28 protein-coding genes and 1 riboswitch are annotated in these 20,024 nt (G+C 37.2%); of the genes, 4 read left to right on the plus strand and 24 right to left on the minus strand.

Translation table 11 applies throughout. The annotated features are described in order from the left end of the window. Nucleotides 1-168 precede the first annotated feature (168 nt). The 16 genes from IEV74_RS04425 to fakB form a co-directional block, all read right to left on the minus strand. Nucleotides 169-333 (minus strand): hypothetical protein, encoded by a 165-nt coding sequence (locus tag IEV74_RS04425; RefSeq protein ID WP_188454130.1) that lies wholly within the window; start codon nucleotides 331-333, stop codon nucleotides 169-171. Between the two features lie 365 nt (nucleotides 334-698). Continuing rightward, nucleotides 699-1,256, minus strand: a complete 558-nt coding sequence (hpf, locus tag IEV74_RS04430) for a ribosome hibernation-promoting factor, HPF/YfiA family (protein ID WP_188454131.1) — start codon at nucleotides 1,254-1,256, stop codon at nucleotides 699-701. A gap of 224 nt (nucleotides 1,257-1,480) precedes the next feature. Further along, the gene (fliT, locus tag IEV74_RS04435) at nucleotides 1,481-1,834 is read right to left on the minus strand and encodes a flagellar protein FliT (RefSeq protein WP_188454132.1); all 354 of its coding nucleotides are present in this window, start codon (nucleotides 1,832-1,834) and stop codon (nucleotides 1,481-1,483) included. Then, nucleotides 1,834-2,235, minus strand: a complete 402-nt coding sequence (gene fliS / locus IEV74_RS04440) for a flagellar export chaperone FliS (RefSeq protein ID WP_188454133.1) — start codon at nucleotides 2,233-2,235, stop codon at nucleotides 1,834-1,836. Before fliS ends, fliT begins: the two co-directional genes overlap by 1 nt. A 68-nt stretch (nucleotides 2,236-2,303) precedes the next feature. Further along, a complete protein-coding gene (flaG, locus tag IEV74_RS04445) occupies nucleotides 2,304-2,666 on the minus strand; it encodes a flagellar protein FlaG (RefSeq protein WP_188454134.1) in 363 nt (120 codons plus the stop codon). 82 nt (nucleotides 2,667-2,748) lie between these two features. Continuing rightward, nucleotides 2,749-2,976: a carbon storage regulator CsrA gene (gene csrA, locus IEV74_RS04450; protein ID WP_188454135.1), complete on the minus strand. Its 228-nt coding sequence runs from the start codon at nucleotides 2,974-2,976 to the stop codon at nucleotides 2,749-2,751. Between the two features lie 2 nt (nucleotides 2,977-2,978). Continuing rightward, nucleotides 2,979-3,434: a flagellar assembly protein FliW gene (gene fliW, locus IEV74_RS04455; protein WP_506016880.1), complete on the minus strand. Its 456-nt coding sequence runs from the start codon at nucleotides 3,432-3,434 to the stop codon at nucleotides 2,979-2,981. A 6-nt stretch (nucleotides 3,435-3,440) separates the two neighbouring features. Next, nucleotides 3,441-3,983 carry a DUF6470 family protein gene (locus tag IEV74_RS04460; protein ID WP_308418970.1) on the minus strand — a complete coding sequence of 181 codons (543 nt, stop codon included), beginning with the start codon at nucleotides 3,981-3,983 and terminating at the stop codon, nucleotides 3,441-3,443. 107 nt (nucleotides 3,984-4,090) lie between these two features. Then, nucleotides 4,091-4,993 carry a flagellar hook-associated protein FlgL gene (gene flgL / locus IEV74_RS04465; protein WP_188454137.1) on the minus strand — a complete coding sequence of 301 codons (903 nt, stop codon included), beginning with the start codon at nucleotides 4,991-4,993 and terminating at the stop codon, nucleotides 4,091-4,093. Between the two features lie 6 nt (nucleotides 4,994-4,999). Next, the gene (flgK, locus tag IEV74_RS04470; protein ID WP_188454138.1) at nucleotides 5,000-6,550 is read right to left on the minus strand and encodes a flagellar hook-associated protein FlgK; all 1,551 of its coding nucleotides are present in this window, start codon (nucleotides 6,548-6,550) and stop codon (nucleotides 5,000-5,002) included. A 29-nt stretch (nucleotides 6,551-6,579) separates the two neighbouring features. After that, nucleotides 6,580-7,068, minus strand: coding sequence for a flagellar protein FlgN (locus tag IEV74_RS04475; RefSeq protein WP_188454139.1), 489 nt, complete (start codon nucleotides 7,066-7,068; stop codon nucleotides 6,580-6,582). Nucleotides 7,069-7,083: 15 nt separating this feature from the next. Then, nucleotides 7,084-7,350: a flagellar biosynthesis anti-sigma factor FlgM gene (flgM, locus tag IEV74_RS04480; RefSeq protein ID WP_188454140.1), complete on the minus strand. Its 267-nt coding sequence runs from the start codon at nucleotides 7,348-7,350 to the stop codon at nucleotides 7,084-7,086. Nucleotides 7,351-7,463: 113 nt separating this feature from the next. Further along, entirely contained in the window at nucleotides 7,464-7,886 is a 423-nt protein-coding gene (locus tag IEV74_RS04485; RefSeq protein WP_188454141.1) for a TIGR03826 family flagellar region protein, read from the minus strand. A 45-nt stretch (nucleotides 7,887-7,931) separates the two neighbouring features. After that, a complete protein-coding gene (locus IEV74_RS04490) occupies nucleotides 7,932-8,615 on the minus strand; it encodes a ComF family protein (RefSeq protein ID WP_188454142.1) in 684 nt (227 codons plus the stop codon). 3 nt (nucleotides 8,616-8,618) lie between these two features. Then, nucleotides 8,619-10,064: an ATP-dependent helicase ComFA gene (locus IEV74_RS04495; protein ID WP_229683061.1), complete on the minus strand. Its 1,446-nt coding sequence runs from the start codon at nucleotides 10,062-10,064 to the stop codon at nucleotides 8,619-8,621. 72 nt (nucleotides 10,065-10,136) lie between these two features. Then, a complete protein-coding gene (gene fakB / locus IEV74_RS04500; RefSeq protein ID WP_188454143.1) occupies nucleotides 10,137-10,979 on the minus strand; it encodes a DegV family protein in 843 nt (280 codons plus the stop codon). Between the two features lie 227 nt (nucleotides 10,980-11,206). On the opposite strand from fakB, the gene IEV74_RS04505 reads away from it, so the two are divergent. Continuing rightward, nucleotides 11,207-11,362, plus strand: a complete 156-nt coding sequence (locus tag IEV74_RS04505) for a hypothetical protein (RefSeq protein WP_188454144.1) — start codon at nucleotides 11,207-11,209, stop codon at nucleotides 11,360-11,362. Nucleotides 11,363-11,494: 132 nt separating this feature from the next. Here the strand turns inward: IEV74_RS04505 and IEV74_RS04510 are convergent, their stop codons facing one another. Together IEV74_RS04510 and IEV74_RS04515 are read right to left on the minus strand one after the other, a co-directional pair. Beyond that, nucleotides 11,495-12,187 (minus strand): response regulator, encoded by a 693-nt coding sequence (locus IEV74_RS04510; protein ID WP_188454145.1) that lies wholly within the window; start codon nucleotides 12,185-12,187, stop codon nucleotides 11,495-11,497. Between the two features lie 154 nt (nucleotides 12,188-12,341). Beyond that, nucleotides 12,342-13,484: a sensor histidine kinase gene (locus IEV74_RS04515; RefSeq protein WP_188454146.1), complete on the minus strand. Its 1,143-nt coding sequence runs from the start codon at nucleotides 13,482-13,484 to the stop codon at nucleotides 12,342-12,344. A 176-nt stretch (nucleotides 13,485-13,660) separates the two neighbouring features. Between IEV74_RS04515 and IEV74_RS04520 the strand changes: the two genes are divergently transcribed. Further along, nucleotides 13,661-14,296: a YigZ family protein gene (locus IEV74_RS04520; protein WP_188454147.1), complete on the plus strand. Its 636-nt coding sequence runs from the start codon at nucleotides 13,661-13,663 to the stop codon at nucleotides 14,294-14,296. Nucleotides 14,297-14,363: 67 nt separating this feature from the next. Here IEV74_RS04520 and nagB read toward each other — a convergent pair whose 3' ends face one another. From nagB to IEV74_RS04550, 6 genes are all read right to left on the minus strand, one after another. After that, entirely contained in the window at nucleotides 14,364-15,089 is a 726-nt protein-coding gene (gene nagB, locus IEV74_RS04525) for a glucosamine-6-phosphate deaminase (protein WP_188454148.1), read from the minus strand. After that, nucleotides 15,076-16,272: an N-acetylglucosamine-6-phosphate deacetylase gene (gene nagA, locus IEV74_RS04530; RefSeq protein ID WP_188454305.1), complete on the minus strand. Its 1,197-nt coding sequence runs from the start codon at nucleotides 16,270-16,272 to the stop codon at nucleotides 15,076-15,078. The genes nagB and nagA overlap by 14 nt, the downstream gene beginning before the upstream one ends. A gap of 305 nt (nucleotides 16,273-16,577) precedes the next feature. Further along, on the minus strand, nucleotides 16,578-16,736 hold the full coding sequence (locus IEV74_RS04535; protein ID WP_188454149.1) for a hypothetical protein: 159 nt from the start codon (nucleotides 16,734-16,736) through the stop codon (nucleotides 16,578-16,580). A 144-nt stretch (nucleotides 16,737-16,880) separates the two neighbouring features. Beyond that, on the minus strand, nucleotides 16,881-17,381 hold the full coding sequence (locus IEV74_RS04540) for a VanZ family protein (protein WP_188454150.1): 501 nt from the start codon (nucleotides 17,379-17,381) through the stop codon (nucleotides 16,881-16,883). Nucleotides 17,382-17,495: 114 nt separating this feature from the next. Further along, complete coding sequence (locus IEV74_RS04545; RefSeq protein ID WP_188454151.1) at nucleotides 17,496-17,825, minus strand: helix-turn-helix domain-containing protein; 330 nt, start codon at nucleotides 17,823-17,825, stop codon at nucleotides 17,496-17,498. Between the two features lie 83 nt (nucleotides 17,826-17,908). Next, nucleotides 17,909-18,037 carry an anti-repressor SinI family protein gene (locus tag IEV74_RS04550; RefSeq protein WP_188454152.1) on the minus strand — a complete coding sequence of 43 codons (129 nt, stop codon included), beginning with the start codon at nucleotides 18,035-18,037 and terminating at the stop codon, nucleotides 17,909-17,911. A gap of 23 nt (nucleotides 18,038-18,060) precedes the next feature. Next, nucleotides 18,061-18,144: riboswitch (cyclic di-GMP riboswitch) on the minus strand. A 246-nt stretch (nucleotides 18,145-18,390) separates the two neighbouring features. Between IEV74_RS04550 and srtD the strand changes: the two genes are divergently transcribed. Continuing rightward, nucleotides 18,391-18,984, plus strand: coding sequence for a class D sortase, LPxTATN-specific (gene srtD, locus IEV74_RS04555; RefSeq protein WP_188454153.1), 594 nt, complete (start codon nucleotides 18,391-18,393; stop codon nucleotides 18,982-18,984). 75 nt (nucleotides 18,985-19,059) lie between these two features. Next, nucleotides 19,060-20,004: an LCP family glycopolymer transferase gene (locus tag IEV74_RS04560; RefSeq protein ID WP_188454154.1), complete on the plus strand. Its 945-nt coding sequence runs from the start codon at nucleotides 19,060-19,062 to the stop codon at nucleotides 20,002-20,004. Nucleotides 20,005-20,024: the final 20 nt, after the last annotated feature.

The raw sequence follows: 20,024 nt of genomic DNA on the forward strand, positions 1-20,024 counted from the left end.
ACACTATCCAAACAAGGATGACAACTGCTTGCATTGGCGAAACAATTTGATTAGGTTGTAGAAAAATTAGAACAAAAATAAAGAGCAGCCTGAGGATAAGCTGCTCTTTGGATGGGGAAGTTCTGCGGAAGTTTTGCGGAAAATTGGAAGAGACATTCGGGGGAGTAATTAGGATAGTGAAAAATTGTGTTCATTTTTATGTACCTTACGCGACAGTTCAGTAAGTTTACGGTTTGTCGCAGCAACTATTTCGACAAGCTGGGCAATTGTTTCTTCTTGTTGCTGGACTTTATTTACTAATGCATCAAATGCGATATAATCCTGACTGTTCATCACCTTTCCTCCTTCGAAATATTTGTTATCTTACTTATATCATGAAATACAGTACTTAGACTAATCTCTATTTTTAAAATTTAAGGCCAAATTTAAAAAGTATTTCATTAAAAAATAAATTTTAAGCTGGGGTTTTTATCAAATTATTGAAAAAACGTACATATTTAAAAGATGAAAAAGTAAATTTAGTGCATCTGGAAAAAATTTTATAAATACTTCCGATAACCTCCCCGCATCATTTAAATGCCACATAAATGATTTTATTAATTAAGTCTAATTCTCCCTGCACAGCATTCACAAAATCAGACCCGTATGCTGCAATTAATTCACAGCGTACGGGTCTGTAATTTTATTCTATAATTATATTAACTGTTAGGTTCGATTAATCCATATTTGCCATCTTTTCGGCGGTAGACTACATTGGTATCACCAGATATAGCATTAGTGAATACGTAAAAGGCATGACCTAACATATCCATCTGTAATACAGCCTCTTCTGAATCCATTGGCTTTAAATTAAATCTTTTCGTTCTAACTATTTCAAGTTCATCATCATCTAAGGCAATTTGACTATTTGAAGATTCTTTTTCAAGTTCCGCAAAAACATGTTTGGGAGCTCCGTTTTGACGGAACTTTCGATTTACTTTTGTTTTATACTTTCGGATTTGTCTCTCTAGCTTGTCGACTACAAGGTCGATGGCAGCGTACAAATCAATATGTTGCACCTCTGCACGAAGTAACAAATTAGTCATTGGGATTGTAACTTCAATCTTCTGCTCATCATTATAGACACTTAAATTTACATGTACATCGGATGTTGGCGGTGTATCAAAGTATCTTTCCAGCTTGCTGATTTTCTTTTGTACGTAGTCACGTATAGCGCCAGTCACCTCAATATTCTCACCACGAATGTTGTATTTCATAAAAGTGTCCTCCTTTCATCCTTATGTATTTATTATTCTACCATACCCTGTCCAATTCCTGCTTAAACTAAATAATATTTGTGTCAAAATTAGAAGTTTTTTGTTGATATGTTGATAGACTGCATCTTATTATGGTTTGGACTTGAATTAATTTGGAATAACTTTCTAGGTATTTTTAGATTTATACTGAAAATGACAAAAAGCCCCTTTAAAGGACTTTTTCACTACTTCCTGCTATCCATAAACATGCCGTCAATTGTATTAACTTTTTCATATGGATTTATATATGTTTTGTTGGACTTTTTTTGCCGCTTAATTTGCTTCATTTCCAGTTTTAGCTCAGCAAAAAGCGTGTCCATTTTTTGTTGAATAGCGTTATTCATTTCGACAAGTTTTTCACCCGTTTGTTTTTCATCATCATTGAATGGAGGAGTTGCATTTTTTATAAGCTTTCCTCTCTTTTCAATTAATATATTTATTTCACCAATTACTGTTTCACGATTCTTTGATGAAATAGTCTGAACTAGCAATGCTTCCAATTGTTTTGTGATTTGATACACGCTGTCTAAACGATTCATCAGACACTAGCACCTTGCGGATATTGCTTTTGCCTTGTCTTAATGATAACTTCTTTCCATGTATCACGAAACTCTGTTATAAGACCAAGCACTTCTTCCAAAAAGGCAGCTTCATTTTTAACATTTCCTTCTTTAAGCTGAAACTGCATGTATTCATATAAAGGCATCATTTGACCGGAAATTTCATAGGATGGATCTAATGTAATCATCAGTTCCTGGATAATATTTTGTGCTTTTTGGATATTCGTATTTTTTGCTTCAAATCTTTTATCGTTCATATCCTTTATTGCCTGTTTAATAAATTTAATGCAGCCATTATATAACATTAAGGTTAATTCTCCACCTGAGGCTGTATTTACAGCGTTATCCTGGTACGCCTGGTATTGTTTGTTTAGTGACATGCGAACTGAGCACCCCTTTTTATTCATTTTATCTCATTTTATTACTGTAAAAGAGATTCCTTTTTCACTTATACCTTTTCATCAACAAGCAATCCCATAAATTCTGCCATTGCTGCGTACATATCGAGCATTTTTTTGGGAGGGATTTCTTTAATAACTTCATCCGTCAATGGGTTGACCACAGTAACATAGTACTCTTCAAGTTTTTCGTGAAATTCAAATTTTAAATTAGTATGTATTGGTTCAAGAAAGTCGTTCAGCTTAGAAAGAACTGTCTTTACTTCACTTTTATTTATTGCATCTTCCTGTAATTCCTTGTTATGTTCGTTAATTGCTTGTAATGCGGATCTGTTCATTGCAGTTGCTGAATGCACGCTGTTCTCTCTGTTTTGCAAGGGTTGGGATCCCATATTAACTCTATCTAACCTCATTGCCCATGCAACTCCTTTATTACTGTTCCATTTTATCTTATATCGGATGAACTCGATTTATTGTTAAGAATAATAATCATATTTATCTATCATCCTTATCTTTAAGTAATTGAAGTAAATCCATCGATACATTAACTGCTTCATTGTTTTGTTTCTGTATGTCAGCATATATTTCTTTCCGGTAAATATCTATTGCTTTAGGTGCATCAATACCAAGCTTGATCTGATCACCTTCAATTTCTATTACTTTAATTTCAATATCCTCACCTATTTGGATAGCCTCATTCTTTTTTCTAGTTAAAACGAGCATGCTTATTCTCCTTTCACACCCAATGAGGGAGTAATTGATGCTTTTGAAGAGTAGTCATCCGTATTAAGTATATATTGTTTTCCTCGTTTGTTTTTAGAATTGATAATTACAGGTGCCTTTAAATTTAACGTACTCTTATCAAATGGCTGTGAAAGTGTTACAATCGCTAAAATAGCAACATCTCTCTCCGATTCTATATGCAGGGTTTCTTGTAAGCTATCATTTAAATCAACTGTATAATTAGTATAAAAGGTATATGGATTAGTCACAATAAACGCAACAGTCTCAGACCGTACTGATTGTAATACTTGAAAAACCGGATTGCCTGGTAAATCCAGCAGCACAAACTTTGTTTCCTCGATAAATCCAGGTAACCCCATTGAAAATTCAACTATTTTAGATGTATCTATTTCCATGCTCCCTAAATATTTCGTCTGAATTAACACTTTCTGATGCACCCTTTCTTATATATATAAATTGGCAAAATTAATATCCAGATTGCTAAATTGTTTCATGCTAATGGACACATTTCCCCTATGGTATTCATGTAACGGCTTATGTGCTTCAGCTTCTATTCGAGGTTTATTGACCTTAACATCAATTTTTAAATCGGAAGGCTGGTAATGTATTTTTACAGCATCCATGGAAGGTATGAATTTGATTCCCAATGATTTCATTTGGTCAAAGCCATTTTCAATTGCCTGACCTGCAATGGGATTGCCTTTATTTTCAATTTTCATTAGTTCATCGCCCTGTCTGACCCTTCTAGCAATTCCCTCCATCAAACCTTGATGTCCGTCATTTGCAAACTTTTCAATCCGTTTAAAAATATGCATTAAGTTCATGTCTTCCCATGCCTGTGTTTGATCAATCCGGAGCTTGGAAGGAGTTGTGCTCATTGATATTTCCGCTTTAGGCTGCTGAATTGACAATTCCGCCCGTGGCTGCTGTATCTCCTGACGTCCTGGTGTCTGCTGAATCGCTATCATTGCTTTCTGGGATGTCATTCGTATTTGTGGTAACTGCATATTCATCATTCCTTACGTAAAAAGTAACAAAGCCCCGAACCACTGCTTGTAAGTGGTCAGGACTGTGTCATAAAAACTGCAGAATTTTAACGAAGAAAATCTAATAAAGTCGGCTGAATGATTCTTGATCCAGCCGACAACGCGGCACGATGGATGCTTTCTTGTGTAATTAATTCGGTAATTACTTTTTCATAATCAATATCTTCATTCTCCGACATTGTTCGTTTTGCAATCACCTCTTGCTCGCTTAAGCGATTTTCCACCAATTCAAGCCGGTTCATCCGTGCACCTAAATCAGCTCTTGTATTGATAACATTATTAATATTTTCGTCCAATGTACCAATACTTTGTTCAATTGCAGCTTGGTCATTAGATCCTAATGCATTAATGAATGAATCAATTTCTCCAAATAAGTCACCTGAAACATTAGGATCACCTTTAAATACGCTGCCGGCATCAACATTCGCCTGTAATTTCGTGCCATTTGCAACCTCAATCATTACGGGATCCGAATTGATTGCAATTTGTGTAATAGTTCCATTTTCATCAGTTGTAATCGGTGGATTTTCTGTATTTGTTCCATTAAAAATATATTTCCCATTTACATTTGTGTTCGCAATATCGATTAGATGCTGTTTTAATTGTTCAGCTTCCTCCATAATATTTTTGCGCTCTTCCTCGTCATATGTATCATTGCTTGCCTGGACAGCCAAATCCCTTAATTTTTGCAATGCTTTTGTCGCTTTATCCAATGCTGCATCAGAATTATCCATCCAATTGTGAACTTCACTTGTATTACGCATGAATTGCTCTACTTCGGTTACCTGTGAGCGGTAGCCCATCCCTTTCATCGCAATGACCGGGTCGTCTGAAGGAAGATTTATTTTTTTCCCTGTAGATAATTGATTCATTAATGTATCCAGCCTGGAATAGCTGTTTGATAAGTTTCTAAGCATATTGTTCGAAAGCATTCCCTGTGTAATTCTCATAACTACCTACCTTCCTACTATTCCCATATTATTGATAATGCGATCAATCATCTCATCTACCGCTGTCATACTCCTTGCAGCAGCATTATAGGCATGCTGGAATTTGATCATGTTAGCCATTTCTTCATCAAGAGACACGGAACTTACGGACATTCGCTGGTCCTGTACCTGCGATCGAAGTATACCCGTATTTTCAGCCATTCGATTTGCCTCCTGTGCGCGTACACCGAGATCACCAATAATAGATTCATAGAAAGTTTTTACTGATGTATTTTCACCATCAAAACTCAATTCTTTATCAAATACATCTGCTAATGCAGAAGCATTATCACCGTTTCCCGAAGTTCCATCTTGACCAGCCGCAATTAAATCCGGATTATCCAAGATTGCACTATTTATCTTTATATTCCCCGCGGTTATATTTTGCTTATCAAAAAACGGAATATCAGTTGAACCATCAAGTCCATATCCACCTTCATGTACCGTGTTAAATGCTTCAGCAAATTCTTTTGCCATTAAATTCAAATCATCAATCATATCCGTATATTCACCAGTAACAACTGCAGGATTTGTACCTGTTGTATACCCGTAACTATCGATAAACCCTCTAAGTGATCCGTTTGAATTAAAAGCCGCTACATCAAATGTTTCATTTGCTGTAAAATTGCCATCATCGTCATAATTCCCAATCATAATTTGAGTAATGGCATTTGACTGATCGTCACCAGCATAGTTTACGGATAACTCCTGAAAGCTTCCACCTTTACCATCCACCAGTAATAACGGTGGGGTATTTAGTGATTTGCCTTCATCATCCACAATTTCAATCGTAGCCAGACCATCAGCAATATCCAATGAGCTATCACTACTCTTGTCATAGGTAACTTTAATATTAACGATACCTGATAATTCATCAATCAATCGGTCACGTTCATCGTACAAGTCATTTGGCAAATAACCATGCGGCTCAACATTTTTAATTTGATCATTAATAGAATTTATCTGCCGGATTAGTGAGTTCGCATCCTTAACAGTTACATCAATTTGACTCTTTAAATCTGTCCGAATGGAATTTAGCGAGTCAGACAAGTAGTTGAATGTTTCAGCTACAGCCTGTCCGCGTTGCGCGACAACTGATCTGGCTCCAGAGTTCTCTGGATTAACGGAAAGATCCTGAAGCGATTGCCAGAACTGATCCATAACCTTGGAAAGTCCGCTCTCAGATGGTTCGTTCATTAACCTTTCCATCCGGGATAAAGCATCAGCCTTTGTTGCCCAATAGCCTGTCTTACTGTTCTCTGTCCGATACTGATAATCCAAATATTGATTCCGTACCCGCTGAACCGTCCCAGCTTCTACCCCAGTTCCCAGCTGTCCTGGTATTTCCGGACGATTCCGTGATCCAGTCGGAAATGCGGGAAGTGTTTCAAAATTTACCCGCTGTCTCGTATATCCGGGTGTGTTCGCATTTGAAATATTGTGACCTGTTGTATATAAAGCCGACTGCTGTGCAAAAAGTGCTTGTTTTGCCATCTCTAAACCATGGAATGTGCTCATTAAATTACTCCTCTCAGCGAAAACAAAACCTATGCTTTCGAATCAAATACAGATCGTTTTATAGTGTCTGTATCCTCTTTTTTTCCGTAATTCATATTTTTAATAGAAGGATTCAGCATATCTAAAGACAGCTGTACAAATTGCATCGATTGGTTTATTAATGCCTGGTTGAGCTGTTCCTGACCCTTCAATTTCGTTATGACTTCAGTTAATGATACCGTAATCTTTTCCAGCTCATCCCGTTCATTTTCATTAGCAAGTACCTCAAGCATAGCAGTTATTGTAGCGTGTTCATTGGAAATTTGCTGTTCCGCAAACCATTTGTCCACATCTTGCTGTCGTTTTGCCTCCGCTTGCTCAAGTGCCTGTACATGCTTTCGTTCTTTAATAAGCAATGGCTGCAGTTTTTCGACAGAACCTTCTTTCATTACCTGCGTTTTCTGCTGTGATACATTTAATAACGATTCATGCAGCGTTACCAATTTTTCCAGTGATTGAATAATGGGTTGAACGGACAAAATTTCGCCCTCCTTCTACAGTTGCTTCGTCCAGAATGCAATCATTTTTTTGGCGGTTTTCTCAGGGTCAACTTGATATTCTCCTGACTCAACCGACTTTTTAATATCTTGAACATAGGCGGCACGTTCAGCATTCGGTTTAACGTTTTCCTGTAATTTTTTAGCTTGCTTCGATATTTGCAATTGATCCTGTTGAGCTATATCCTTTTTTAAATCTGTCTGTTTTTGTATATTATTTTTATATGGATTGAAATTTGTTTGATTTGGACCATTTATTTTCATGTCAAAATCACCTTCCTCATACCTTTAGAATACATTCCGATCAGTGCATTTGCCTCTTCATATTCTTATTATCGGCTAAATGCAGCTGAATTTTAAGTATTATTAATGAATCTTCAATATTTATCTTTGCGCTGTTCTATCGAATAATAGATACTTGAATTATTCTCCTTATTATCACTTACCCGTTTCTCTATTTGTTCATGCTGTTCCAAATCGTTCAGAAGTTCTTTGGAACAATTGGAACACAGCTTTCCACTTATAATATTTCCCCCGCATTTTTCACATGGATATGCGAGCTTCGGAAATTGTGATGTACGCAATCGTTTTTCTTTAATAAACTTAATAATCAATTCTTCTTCAACCTCTGTTGCATCAACAATTTCCATTAACGTTGCTTCTCTATTTTTTCGTTGCCGTAAAAAACTGTATACCAGATCAAATGCACGTTCTTCTTCTTTATAGCACTTTTGGCAAATTTCACGGATTGTTTTTACAAAAACAGCATCACACCTAGTGCAATTCGCTAGCTCAGCCATTGAACATTCCCCTTTTATTTCTTTTCATTATAGCACGCATTCCTGCTATCCGCGTATTAATGTATAGGCATAAATATGCGGGCAGCCATTTTCCTTTAAAACGGACGCAGCATGCCTTAACGTTGTACCCGTTGTATATATATCATCGACAAGAATAACAGGCTTGTTTACTTTTTCCGTAATCGAAAAAGGATTTTTTGTAGAAAGACGTTCCTTTCGGGTTTTTTTCGATTGCTTTTCACTGTCAATCCGATTCATTATGTTAATTTGTTTCAGTGGTAAAAAATCTGCCAATACCTTTGCTTGATTAAATTTCCGATCACTGAATCGTTCAGCACTTAACGGAATTGGAATTGTTACCGCACCTTTATGCAAATTGGTAAAATGCTTAACAAATGTTTCTTTGAAAATTTGCTGAAATGCATTAGCTAAATGATAATCTCCTCGATACTTCCATTTAGCTACTAAATCATGCATAAGCGAATTATAGGTAAAAATCGAGTAACTAGCCTCTAAAGGGTCCTGTCCATTAAACTGTTTCGCCCACCACAAACAGTCATTACATTCATCCGCTTCACTTGCTCTGCTGCATCGTTTACAGCGATTTCCTGATAATATTTCTAACTTGTTTTCACATTTATCGCAAAGATTCTTTGGTTTCTGTAAAAAGAAAATATTGCTCCAGCTCATTTCCTGAATAATCACTTGATCACACCATACACAATGCATTAGTTACCCAACTCCCCCTCGTTTGTTCATAGCTTTTATTGATTTTACAGCTTGAACCATTGCTTCTGTTTTACCATCATGGAAAAATAGTACTTCGCCAGTTGGATCTTTTGGGCTTCTGCCAGCTCTCCCAGCTATTTGTACAAGTGCCGCTTCATCAAACACTCTATTCCCTGCGTCGAGAACAGCTACATCAACTGAAGGGAAGGTTACACCACGTTCAAGTATAGTTGTCGTTATTAACATAGACATTTTTTTCTGTCTAAAATGATTTACTTTTTCCTCTCGATCTTGATCTGATGCATGAACAGATACTAAATCAAAATCATCCTTCAAAAAACCGTCTTTAAGTAACAGTACAATCAATTTTGCTTTCATTTTCTCTGCTAATGCAATGGTTGGGACAAATATCAATAGTTGACGATCGGGATGTTCCCGCTTTTTCAGCCATCTTATGAATGCCATCGGCGGTAAATTCTTTTCCAAATCCTTTCTTAGGGCAGGACACATTTTAAAAACTGGTACAGGCAACGGATAACCATGAAATCGAAGGGGGACAAAAATATGTGGGAGTTTCTTGCTGGCAATCTTCATCCGGTGTTTTTGCCGTGGAGTAGCTGTTAAATAAATTTTGGTGCCAGTCGAAATGATAGATCGATTAGCTGCAAACGGTAAGGATGGATCAGCGTGATAGGGAAAGGCATCTATTTCATCAATAATCATGACATCAAATGCATGTTGAAATCGGAGCAGCTGATGGGTTGTGGCAATAATAAATTGTGCTGTGGCATCCCTATCCTCACTGCCGCCATACAATGCTTGAATGGATATTTTAGAAAATGCTTGCTGAAAACGGGGAAGAAGTTCACGAACGACATCGGCTCTTGGTGTTGCCAAACAAATTCGCTTTCCTAACTGTAGTGCTTTCGTTATCCCTGGAAAAAGCATTTCCGTTTTTCCGGCTCCACAGACAGCCCAAACGAGTATTTCTTTTTCGTTCTTAATTATTGCTTGAGAAATACGGTCAGCAGCACGCTGTTGATCCACGGTCAACTGCCCATCCCATGAGCAAGGACTCTCGTGCCGCTGCCATTTAGCCATTGGTCCGTTCCAGCAATAAAGCGGCTCACATTCTATCACTCTGCCCATTTCAATACACTTTCTGCAATAAATATGGGGTTTGTTGCATGTTTGACAAGGGATTGCTGCAAATAATGAGCGTTCTGCGTTCCCGCAACGCTGACATTGGGGCTGAAAAAATTTCTTTTTGATGGAAGGAATAGGAGTGAAGCAGCCAGAGGTAACAAGTTCCTGGAAATGTTCTTCTACTAAATGGATTTCGGATCTAAGTAATAATTTACCGGAGAATAAATAAGATAATTCATCTATATCGGCGAATTTTATATGGAGATGTGAGTCATTTAATTGAAGTAAGTGCTGGTCAAACACATTTTACCCCTCCTCGTAATGGCAGCCACCGGCATCGGTTCAGCCGGCAGCTTCGTTTTGATCTGAATAAAGTTATTTAGCATACCATCCAACACCAATTGATCCCTCACCTAAATGAGTTCCAATAACTGGCCCAAAATAGCCAATCATACTGTCAAGGTTTGGATGTTTTTCCTTAACTTGATGCTGCAAATCTAATGCAGCCTGCTCACAATTCGCATGTATAAACACTACTTTTACATCTTTTTTTTGCTCTATATCTTCTTCAAGTAAGCTAATAATTCGATTCAATGCCTTTTTGCGTGTCCGTATTTTTTCAAATGGCACGATTACTTTATTAGAAAAATGAAGAACAGGTTTAACCTGCAGCAGGCTTCCAACAATTGCCTGTGCACTATTCAGGCGGCCGCCACGCTGCAGGTTCTTCAGGTCATCAACCATAAAATAAGCACGCATACTTTGTTTCATTTCATTTAGACGTTCAATTACTTCTTCTGGTGTTTTATTTGTTCTTATCATTTCTGCTGCTTCTAATACATAGAAACCTTGTGCCATTGCACTGATTTCCGAATCAAATGGATAAACCGTTATACCTTCTACCATATTCCCCGCTGTAATAACTGCCTGATAGGTACCACTAATCCCGCTTGAAAGGTGTATGGAAATTACCGCATCATATTCCTTTGCAAGTTCTTCCAATTTATTTGTAATATACCCGATCGATGGCTGTGAAGTCTTTGGCAGGCTATCTGACAGTTTAACCTTTTCATAAAATTCCTCTGTTGCAATATCCAATTCCTCCTGATAGGAATGGTCTCCAAATACAACACTCAAGGGTACCATATGAATGTTATTTTTATCCCGCAGATCTTTAGAAATATATGCCGTACTGTCCGTCATTACAGCAACTTTCATTGTTACCTTCTCCTCTACTTCTTTACTCTATTTTATTTTACATGAATAAACCGCAATTTGCATTATTAATATAGGAAATGCTAATGGCAAAAATAATAGAAATCGGCAATTAGTTTTTTAGTTAAAGCTCATTTCCAATGAACAAAAGCGGAAGCGCCCGTTTAGCGACGTGTGGACTGCGCTTACTCGTCCCACCGAAGAGATTTGCCATGCAGGGTGGTTCGGTGTTGCCACGCAAAGTGGCGGTTTTAACCGAACAATCTACCGCAGGAGATAAAGGAAACTCGGGTGAGCGTAAGCGAATAGATGTTGACCTTATCGTACGGCAGGAATCGGTCAGTTCATCACGGCTCATGCGCTGGAGCTGGACGTGGCCGATGTGATAGTTTAGTTATCCGCAGCATTCAAATTTTATAGTTTCTTAGACGATGAAAAAACTCTGACTCAAAATGAGACAGAGTAAATTTGTAGTCATATTGATTTACAAAATTTTAAGGAACAAAAAAACTAAACCGTTATAAAACCTCTACCCATCCTTTACGAATTGCTGACACAACAGCCTGTGTACGATCATTAACATTCATTTTTTGGAGAATGTTACTAACATGGTTTTTTACTGTTTTTTCACTTATATATAGTGACTCTGAGACTGCACGATTGCTTTTTCCTTCTGCAAGCAATTGCAATACCTCGCATTCGCGTCTCGTTAGCAAGTGAAGCGGCTTGCGATATTCGATACCATATTCTGCGATTCCTGCCGTATTTTCCTTTGCCAGACGGCGGTATTCCTGAACCAAATTGTGGGTTACCTTTGGATGCAAGTACGATCCGCCTTCACTAACAACTTTTATCGCTTCAATAAGTGAATCCGAATCCATTTCTTTTAATAAATAGCCGCGTGCACCTGTTTTCAATGCGTGTGTAACATAGCTTTCATCATCGTGGATAGATAAAATGATTACATGTGCATCTGGATAATTTTCTACTAAATCTGCAGTAGCCTGTACACCATTAATATTCGGCATATTAATATCCATTAAAACTACATCCGGATCATGCATTTTAACAAGTTCTGAGGCAACACTGCCGTCATCACCTTCAGCAACAACCTCAAAGGACGGTTCAAATTCCAATATGCGTTTAACACCTTCACGAAATAACTTATGGTCATCAACTAATACAATCTTCGTAAGTTTTGTTTTATTCATAGGTTTCTGTTCCTCCTGCATCTAATTCTGTTTCTATTTATCTATTAACCCTATTACATATATGCTTTTATTATAGTTTATTTCTATATCGGCAACCAGTAAATGATCATAAACACGACTTTAGACATATTTATTTCCCGAGGATTATAGGCTATTAGTCTTCATTAGTATATGGAACGCTAATAAGTATGGTTGTCCCTTCATCGATAATGGAATCGATGGTCAAAGTACCCTCCAGCATCTCCACACGTTCCCTCATGCCAATTAACCCAAACGATTTATCTCTCTTCATCGAAGGATCAAAACCTTTGCCGTTATCTTTAATTGTCATTAAAATGCGTTTCTTGCCTATTTCCAGTTTCACTTTGATTAATTTAGCACTTGCATGTTTAATCGCATTTTGCACAGCTTCTTGTACTAAACGGAAGAAGGCAATTTCGTACTTTTGATTTAATCGCTGCTCACTGCCCATTGATACAAATTCAATTTTCGTTTTGTTATAGTCTTCAGTTGTACTTAAATATTTTTTGATCGTTGGAACCAACCCTAAATCATCAAGTGCCATTGGCCGCAAATCATAGATTATCCTCCGAACCTCATATAAAGACGAGCGAATCATTCGGCGCACACTCTTAATCTCCTTGACAGCTTCCTCGATACCACCTTGCCGAAACGTTCGGTCAACGAGTTCTGATCGAAGTAAAATATTTGCAAGCATTTGTGCTGGGCCATCATGAATTTCCCTCGATATTTTACGTCGCTCTTCTTCTTGGGCCTCAATAATTTTAAGACCAAATTCCTGTTTTTCTTTCGCTTCTTCTATCATTTCATTCACTTGCCTGAAATCATCGTTTAGATAGGTGAGAATAACAGATATTTTACTGGCAAGACCTTCAGCACGCTCGATTGTTTGGTCTAATGAGATTAATCTTCTCTCTAGTTCATCCCGTTTTTCGCGTAACCCTTTTTCTTCCTGCCTGAGCATTGCCAATTCGGTTTGCATTCTATGTGTCCGTTCATATACTTCTCTTATCTCATTTTCTGAGTAGCGGTCAAAATACTTGCTTACCTCAGATAATCGCTGCCTTGAAAATCTAACCTTCTGTTCCAGTTGATCCCCATCGTTAATATGCTTGATTACGCCCTCCTTAGTCTCGGTTAGTTCCTTTAGGAGACGCTCGTAATCTTTTCTTGCCTCTTCGCTAATGTTAAAAATTTCATCCTTACTATGCTCAACAACATCAATCATTTCATCAATAACAATATCCAGTGCTTTTTCGGAAGTCTTAACTGCCATCGTATTTTCACCAACCTATGCTATATTCATTCGTTATAGTTGTATTTTTTTATAGGGTCTTTTAGCATACTTATAGGAAAGTTTATCCTTCAACTATAGGAAATTCGTATTTATATAAGAACTTACTATTCGTTCATTTATATACTATAATGTTAGTTTAGGAGGTTAAATGCAAGATGTTATCAAATTATTATACCATTAAAACAGATGGTTCTAATCAAATCATCATACAAAAGTCACGATTTATCGGTTATGTCAGGCGCGTTGAAACAGAAGAAGCCGCCCTAGCATTTATTCAGGAAATTAAAAAAAAGCATCATGATGCAAATCATAATTGTTCAGCATACATTATTGGTGAACACGACCAGATTCAAAAAGCGAATGACGACGGTGAACCTAGTGGCACTGCCGGTGTTCCCATGTTGGAAGTCCTGAAGAAACAGGAATTAAAAGATACTGCTGTTGTAGTTACAAGGTACTTTGGAGGAATTAAACTTGGTGCAGGCGGGTTAATTCGTGCATATGGCAGATCAGCATCCCAGGCAATTAAGAAAACCGGTGTTGTTGAAAGACAGTTGATGCAGGGAGTATCGGTTACAGTCGACTATACACTGCTTGGAAAACTTGAGAACGAAATACGAAACTCAGATTGCATTTTGTCCAAGATCGATTATCTTGATAAAGCTGAACTCCTTGTCTATGTAAGAAATGGTCAGGAAAAAGCTTTTTATGATTGGATTATTGACCTCACAAGCGATCAGGCAACAATTTTTAACAAAGATGTTACGTACATTGAAATTGATAAAAACTAATACGTTATCTATTCCACCAACAGAGTGTATTCTCCTCCATTGGTGGAATAATTATTTCCCATAAATTCTAAATTTCTAAAAGTGCCGCTTCGTCTGCAATTACAGTAACATCATGGTGTTTTTGTAAAATGGATGCAGGAAATTCCTCCGTGATATCTCCATCAACAAGTCTTTTAACGGCACCCGCTTTTTTCTCACCCGAAACAAGCAGCATGATTTTTTTACTCTCCATAATAGTGTCTATTCCCATCGTTATAGCTTTTTTTGGTACCTCATTCATGGTATTAAAAAAACGTGCATTTGCCATACGAGTGGATTCATCCAATTCAACAATATGGGTTCTGCTCGTGAGAGGTGTACCAGGTTCATTGAATCCAATGTGTCCATTTAAACCTAATCCTAATAATTGAATATCCATGTGTTCCGCTTTACGGATCAATTGCTCATAATCCCTGCACTCTTGATCCATGTCTTCAGCCATGCCATTTGGAATGTGTGTATTACCTTTTTGTATATCTATATGATTAAACAGTTTTTCGTTCATAAAATAATAGTAGCTATTAGGGTCATCACTGGCAATGCCAACATATTCATCAAGGTTAAACGTTTTTGCTTGTTGAAAAGATACTTCTTTTTGCTGATATTTCTTAATCAATTGCTGGTATAACCCTTCAGGTGTTGAACCAGTAGCGAGCCCTAGCACAGAGTTTGGTTTCTTATTAATGGTATCTACTAGTAGTGAACAAGCTTCCCTGCTCATATCCTGATAGTCTTTTACTTTAATTATTTCCATTTAATTTGTCTCCTTTGTATGAGATTGTTCCTCGACAAATTGTATAGTGAATATTTAATGCATGATCAACTAACAATACGTCTGCGTCCTTTCCTACCGCTATATCGCCTTTCCTATCAAATACCCCAATCTGTTTTGCAGGGTTTGCTGAAGCCATATCAACGATGCTTTTAATTGTAACGCCAGATAAACTTAACATATTTTGCGCACCCTGATACATTTTTAATATACTTCCAGCCAATGTTCCATCCTCTAAAACGGCTCTATCGCCAGTTACGGTTACAGGCTGTCCGCCAAGCTCATAATTTCCTGCCTGTAAACATTTAGCTCGCATTGCGTCTGTAATTAATAGTAAACGGCTACTTCCGATATTATTGTATATTATTTGCAGCATTTCAGGTGATACGTGGATGCCATCAGCAATTAATTCCGCACGTAATTGTTCTAATTGAAAGGCAGCCCCAACAACACCAATGTCACGATGATGGATTCCATTCATCGCATTACAAATATGTGTTACCTGTCTAACCCCAAGAGCAACCGCCTGTTTCATATCCGAAAATCCTGCAGAGGTATGTCCTGAGGAAACATTCACACCATTTTCATATAGGAATTTAATAAAAGCACCATCTTTATCGTGTTCAGGCGCCATCGTAATCGTTTTAATTTTATTGCCTGACAATGCCTGCCATCTTTGAAATTGTTCGGCATTTGGTTCCATAATATACTTCAGCGGCTGTGCACCTTTTTTACTTTTTTCAATAAAAGGTCCCTCTAAATGGACTCCAATGACTTCCGCCTGTCCCGGCTTACTGTCATACGCCGCAACGTTTTTTAATGCCTTGTCAATATTCTCTGGTGACTGGGTAATCGTTGTTGCCAGGAAGCTTGTTGTTCCTTCTTTAGGCAGAGCGGCAGCCATTGTGTCAATCGCCTCTACTGTTGCATCCATTACATCAGCACCATTTGCACCATGAATGTGACCATCGATAAATCCAGGTATTACATTCTGATTTTCCCCATCCAGAACCTCTGTGTTTTCAGGTAGTACGGCTGGTAAATTGGTTGCATCATAAATCGCTTTTATTAGCCCATTTTCCACAAGCAATGCTCCGTCCGAAATGACTCTCTCTTCTGTATAAATGTTTGCATTTTTTATGTATAGTGAAGTTGATTTGCTCATTCCCGATCGTTCCTTTCCATGTACAAACAAACGTTTTCCATATTAAAGGTAGCATATCAGTCATAAGTTTAAAAGTTTAAAGGGCTAGTGGTTTGCTATTAGCTGTTTGAGATAGGAGAAGTATTATTTAACACCTGAACATTTTAATGCTTTCTCTATTCCGCAGTTGTAAACGAATTGTAAAATAATCGACTTTTGGATACTATCCATGTTCTTCTAAAGCTGTTAAATGCCTACAATTAGCAAGAACTGCAATTCCAGCTAACGGCTGGAATTGCAGTTCTTGTATTTTGTAACATTTTATTTTATTTTGACTGTATATTTATGTTCCTTGCTAATGGACTGCTTTCTTTAAGTTCATGAATTAAAGCTTTGATCAGTTCTTCCGATGATTGAATCTTAAAATTCTCAGTCTCATCAATCATTTTACGCAGCACTTTTTTATAACGTTCTTGCTCTCCCATTACTTATTACCGCCTTTAATTATAACATGTTTCTATAGACTCCGGGACTATCATACCATAAACTGCTTATAAATGTTGTCGAAATTTGTCATTTGCTAGATTTTCTTCAGTTTATTTTATTCCTATTGATAGAATACGTTATTATCACTCTTTTTGTGTCGTTAGATTGCCGTATTTATATACATAAAGGAAAAGTAATAAACATGCAGTCCCGCCACCAAATGCATCTATGATAACATCTCCCACGTACGGTGTCCGATTGGCAGTAAATCCTTGATGAAGTTCATCTATTCCAGCATATGCAACCGACACTAAAAATGAGATAAATAATGTTATCCTATTGCCAATTTCGGTTGTTTTCCCTATCGCTATAAACAATAAACAAGCTAAAACAAAAAATACAGTAAAATGTGCACCTTTACGAAAAAAGAATTCCATAAACCCAGCAATCCCGAGTGCATCAATGCTTACTTCAGAATGATGATAGGAAAATGAAATCCAATCGAATAAAGGAACTAAGAATGAAAGATCAAGTGAGTTCGATAAAAGAGGTTTGATGTCCTGATCCTCATATGGAGTTGCGGATGAATAAAAAATAATTCCCATCCAAAAGATTGGCAATAGCCAGTATAAGTATTTTTGCATATAGTCACCCAATCTGATAAAATCTCGGATTTCTATGTTTCATTTTTAACGATACTTGAAAATAAAAAGACCGTAAGCGCCCTAATAGCTATACGGTCTGGAATTTCTATTAACTTACCCTTGTTTATTTCTCCACTTATTAAATTCAAGGTACTCTTTAAATTGCTCTTTGGATACTCCGGATTCCATTGCTTCTTGAACGATCTTTAACCACTCATCATCTAGCTGGTCCTCTGCTTGCATCATATTATCTTCACGAATCAATTCGTTTACAGAAACACCCAACACTGCCCCAATTTTTTCAATAAACTGGATCGATGGATTTGTTTGAAGGTTTCGTTCAATGGAACTTAAATAGGATTTAGCTACACCAGCTTTTTCAGCAAGTTCGGACATCGACATCTTCTTATCTTGGCGTATTTGTTTTATTTTTTCACCGATCAAGTCCACACACCTTCTTTCTATGAAGAGTATATCACAAAATGGTGCATGGTTCTATATATAGCACATCTTCTTTTAAAAATTTTTTACTCCCCTTTTTCCACCTGGATTAAAAATAGCCGGATTTCATCAATCGTTAATCCGATTGTTTTTGCCTCCTTCATTAAATCAATCCACTCACTATCAAGAACAGTCTTTTTTACTACCTTTGTCATCGTTCGTCCCCCATTTTAAATTTCCAGGTAACCCAGCCGCCATAGCCTAGTGCCTTAGACCTGTGATTTTGCGCCCTTACTTTTCAATAAGTTAGCCCTTTTCTGAGGAATATAGATTTAGTATAAGTCTACTATACTATATTTGAATAGGATATTGGGTGTCTTGTTTTGTCAGAATAGAACTAGTTTTGTAAAAATCAGATAATATAAATATTGATAACTGCCTATTGATCATATTATGAGCATTTTATACCATTTATTCGCAAGTTAAAAAATATTTTAATATTTCACTGTTTTAAATGCCACCGAATATCTATATACTTGAAATAACGAAATGATTAGGAGCGATTACTATGAAAAAATTATCCATGCTGCTTATAGTAATTGGACTGATTTTCATAAGCTTTGGCGGATACCAGCTCGTTAAAACAAACAAGGCCCAACAGGATAGTTTATCTGAAGCTGAAGCTTTATTAACGAATGAAACTTCAGCCCATCCAAAAGCCTCCAATACAAAAGAAGAAACAGCCAAAACATATATGCCCAAAGCAGGAGATACGGTAGGAATTTTGTATATTCCCAGGTTGAATTCGGATCTTCCTATAGTAGAAGGAACAGACGAAGACGAGCTTGAACGGGGTGTTGGCCATTATAAGGGAACTGCTTATCCATTACAAAAAGACCAAATTGTTTTGTCAGGGCATCGCGACACCGTATTTCGCCGGATGGGTGAGCTGGAATTAGGTGATATTCTTACGGTGGAGCTGCCATATGGAGATTTTTCGTACGAAATTGTTGATACAAAAGTAGTAGATGCAAATGATCGAACAATTATCAAATCAACAGCTCCTAAGGAAGTTTTAACCGTGACCACTTGTTACCCATTTACCTACATTGGTAACGCACCGGATCGATACATTATTACTGCACTCCCAGTAGAGAGTTAATCCATAGACGAAACACAGACAGTTAGGTATAATTTAGCCAAGATGTACTATTTTTTTTACTAGAGGAGAATATCTGTGGAAACGAGAACAGAAAAAAAACATAAAAAACAAAAACGCAAATGGCCGTATTGGGTTGGCGGAATAATTGGTTTTGCAATCCTTCTTGCCCTAGGTTATGGATATTATTTATATGATAAGGTTGGAGACACTGTTGATGTCATGCATGAACCTTTAGAAAGAGATGATGACCCAGAACGCCAAAAGGAAATAGAATCTATTTTAACATCGTCTAAATCATTAAACGTTTTACTTCTCGGTGTTGATGAACGGGAAAATGACAAAGGCCGTTCCGATACGATGATACTTATGTCATTAAATCCAAAAACGAATTCTATGTTAATGCTAAGCATTCCGCGTGATACATACGTTAACATTCCGGGACGGGGAATGGATAAAATTAATCATGCATATGCTTTCGGTGATGTAGCATTGTCCATACAAACCGTCGAAGATACACTAGATGTACCAGTTCACTTTTATGTAAAAGTGAATATGGAAGGTTTTCAACAAGGGATTGATGCATTAGGTGGTGTAACAGTTATAAATGATCAAGCATTTTCTCAGGGCGGGGAAAACTTCCCAACTGGAGGAATACACCTTGATGGAGAAGAAGCACTAAAGTATATTCGTATGCGTAAAAATGATCCACGTGGCGATTTGGGTCGGAATGAACGTCAACGTACTGTAATTAAGGCTGCCATGGATCAAGCAGCAAGTTTTTCAAGCATAACAAAAGTTGGAGAGATTCTTGGCATATTGGGTGGTAACGTAAAAACGGATCTAAACATGGATCGTATGAAGACATTGTTTAGTGATTATAGGAACACACGAAATAACATTAAAACACTGGAGATTAGCGGAAACGGAGATATGATCAATGGGGTTTGGTATTATGTCGTCCCAGATGAGGAAATGAATCGTATTCAAACCGAAATTAAAAATCATATGGAAGCTAAATAAGGATATATATGAAAGTCATT

The organism is Virgibacillus oceani (assembly GCF_014638995.1).
Classification (GTDB): Bacteria; Bacillota; Bacilli; order Bacillales; family Amphibacillaceae; genus Virgibacillus_E; species Virgibacillus_E oceani.